Source organism: Pantoea sp. Pa-EAmG (genome assembly GCF_030024295.1).
Taxonomy (GTDB): Bacteria; Pseudomonadota; Gammaproteobacteria; order Enterobacterales; family Enterobacteriaceae; genus Pantoea; species Pantoea dispersa.
The window spans coordinates 1-2892 of the sequence record NZ_JASEWO010000298.1; the positions used below are offsets into that span (position 1 = coordinate 1).

A 2892-nucleotide genomic window follows, 5' to 3' on the forward strand; every position below is an offset into this window, starting at 1 on the left:
TCATTCAGTATACTGAAGAAATCAGTGCATCCGCTACATCCCGGCTAATCGTCTTGATCCGGTGTACTGACACTGCACCGCGCACATATTGTAGCGGCGCGATTCATCGCGCAATAAATGGTGCCGCTACAAAATTGCAATCATTTCTAAGCCAACGAAATTTCTAAATGACAAATATGACACAACGCATCGCGCTTTAACGCACTGCCTCAATCACCTTATATCGCACACAGCATCGTATCACCCGCTTCCTATATTTCGCGTCTTTCCCCGAGAGCCGCGCAATATAGATGCCGAACCGCTAACCGCAGGAACCCGTTATGCGCTTTACGATAATAACGACTAAACCCGGCCACCAGCCGCCGCAAACCCGCTGTGACTTTATGCCGCCCGGCGGCACCATTGGCCGCGGGGTGGACAACAATCTGGTGCTGCCGGATGACGATCGCACCATTTCTCGCCTGCAGGCGATTGTGCACATCACCGCCGCTGGCGAATGCCGCCTCACCAACCGGGGCAACGTGACGCGCGTGCTGCTCAATGACATCCCGCTGGAGCGCGGGCGTCAGGTGGAATTACAGGATGGCGACGTGCTGGGCATCGATGATTACCAGCTGCTGGTCAACGATCTCAACGGCGCGCAGCAGCCGCAGGCCGCCACGCTGGCACCGCAGCCGGTGGTGCAGGCTCCGGTAATGGCTGATGTGCCACCGGCGGAAAAGGATGCCAGCACCGCCGCGATCCCCAGCGAGATCTGGGACAGCCTCGCCAAAGAGTTCTCGATCTCCGACGATCTGTCGAAGCGCAAAGCAGCGGCCGAGGTGCTGACGGAGGCCAATCCGCTCACCGCGCCGGCCAGCCTCGATCGCAACCCGGAGGATCCGCTGGCTCAGCTGGTGAACGATGCGCCGCTGGATATTGGCCAGCAGCCGAAAAACACCAGCCTGTTCGATGAAGGCGATGCGCTGTTCGCGCAGGAAAGTATCTTCGACGATCGCACCCCCAGCACACTGTCGGCGCAGCAGAATGCCGCCGCGCAGCCGCAGGTCGAAAGTGCCACCGAGCTCGATCCGCTCAGCCTGTTTGGCAGCCAGAGCAGCAGCGACGTGCGCAACCACGACGATCCACTCGGCCTGATGATGGGCAATGCGGTTCCGCTGGCGCAGCCGGAGATCGCGCCGGCACAGACGGTACAGCCGCAGCCCGTCGCCCAGCCGGAAACGCACATTGAACCCTCGTCGGAGGCGGCACCGGTCGAGCTGGCGGATCTCAGCAGTTCGCCACTGTTTGATGACACCGAAACCCAGGCCACGTCGCCGCTGATCGAACCGCAGGCGGAGCAGCCGGAGACGGTCGCGCCGCAGATGGATTACGGCGGCATTACGCTGCCCACGCCGCAGGCGGTGCAACGTGTACCGTCGCCGACGCCGAAAGGGCGGCTGCGTATCGATCCGGTGGCTTCCAGCCATCAGAACGCAGCACCCGCCAGCCAGGCGACAGCAAGCCACAACAGCGGCGACGCGCTGAAAGGCGAACTGCTGGATGCACTGCTGGAAGGCATGGGATTGCGCGATCTGCAGCCCACGCCGCAGTTCGACCGTGAGCAGATGCTGCAGTTTGGCCAGATGCTAAGCATGTTCTCGCAGGGCACCGTTGCGCTGCTGTCGTCACGCTCGATTCTTAAGCGTGGCGTTAAAGCGGATATGACGGTGATCCTCGATGACGCTAACAACCCGTTCAAACTGCTGCCGTCCGGCAAAACCGTGCTGATGCAGATGTTTGGCAGCCGCATGCCGGGCTTCATGCCGCCGCGTCAGGCGGTGCGTGATGCGCTGATCGATCTGCAGGCGCATCAGCTCGGCATGATCGCCGGGATCCGCGCCATTATCGCTTCGATGCTGCAATCCTTTAATCCGGATCAGCTGGAAGAGGAAGCACGCCAGGCGGGATCGCTGTCGCGCCTCGGCCTGCCGGGCAGCCGCAAAGCCGCGCTGTGGGAGCATTTTGTTGAGCGCTACGGCGAGACGGCGGGCGAGATTGAGGACGATTTCCATACCCTGTTCGGCGAAGCTTTCCTGCATGCCTACGACCTGGAAGTTAATCAGTACAAAGATTCACAAACCCACACGGATGACGCATGAATATCACCATTGCTTCCACGTCGAATCAGGGCGACCGCGCCAGCAATCAGGATCAAACCGGTGAGGTAATCGGCGAACGCTCAGCCTGCTTCGTGGTGTGCGACGGCGTAGCAGGATTTCCCGGCGGCGAAGTGGCCGCCCGCATCGCGCGCAGCAGCCTGATGGAGGCGTTCGACGGTAACGCGCACCTGGATGCGCAGTCGATTCGCAACTACGTCAACCACGCGAATCACGCGATTCGCCAGCAGCAGAAAGCCAGCAGCGAGCACAGCCGCATGGGCACTACGCTGGTCAGCCTGTTTGTCGACCGCGACTACGAGCTGGCCTACTGGGCGCATGCGGGCGACAGCCGGCTGTATCTGTTTCGCCGCGGCTACCTCTATCACGTGACTACCGACCATAGCCTGGTGCAGCAGATGAAAGATGCCGGCCACCAGACCGAAGGTATCAACAGTAACCTGCTCTATTTTGCCCTTGGCATGGGCGATGAGCAGCGCGACGCCAGCTACAGCGATGTGGTGGAAATAGAAGACGGCGACGCCTTTTTGCTGTGCACCGATGGCTTCTGGCACGGCGTGACGCTGGAGCAGATGCAGCAGTCGCTGCACATGGTCAATACGCCGGAAGAGTGGCTGACGCTGATGCAGCAAATCATCCGCAACGGTCAGCCGGATAACGGTCAGCAGGATAACTTCAGCGCGCTGGCCGTCTGGATTGGCTCACCGCAGGACACCACCTTACTGCACTCGCT

2 protein-coding genes are annotated in these 2892 nt (G+C 60.8%); both read left to right on the forward strand.

All coding sequences use genetic code 11. The features are described 5' to 3' along the window. Positions 1–320 precede the first annotated feature (320 nt). Complete coding sequence (tagH, locus tag QMM04_RS21900) at positions 321–2141, forward strand: type VI secretion system-associated FHA domain protein TagH (protein WP_282997026.1); 1821 nt, start codon at positions 321–323, stop codon at positions 2139–2141. Further along, positions 2138–2892 (forward strand): protein phosphatase 2C domain-containing protein (locus tag QMM04_RS21905; RefSeq protein ID WP_282997027.1); only part of this gene is annotated, 755 nt, incomplete at its 3' end. The genes tagH and QMM04_RS21905, both read left to right, overlap by 4 nt.

What these genes read in the sequence shown, in the direction of transcription:
- tagH (WP_282997026.1), top strand. Translation starts at nt 321, where the DNA reads ATGCGCTTTACGATAATAACGACTAAACCCGGCCACCAGCCGCCGCAA.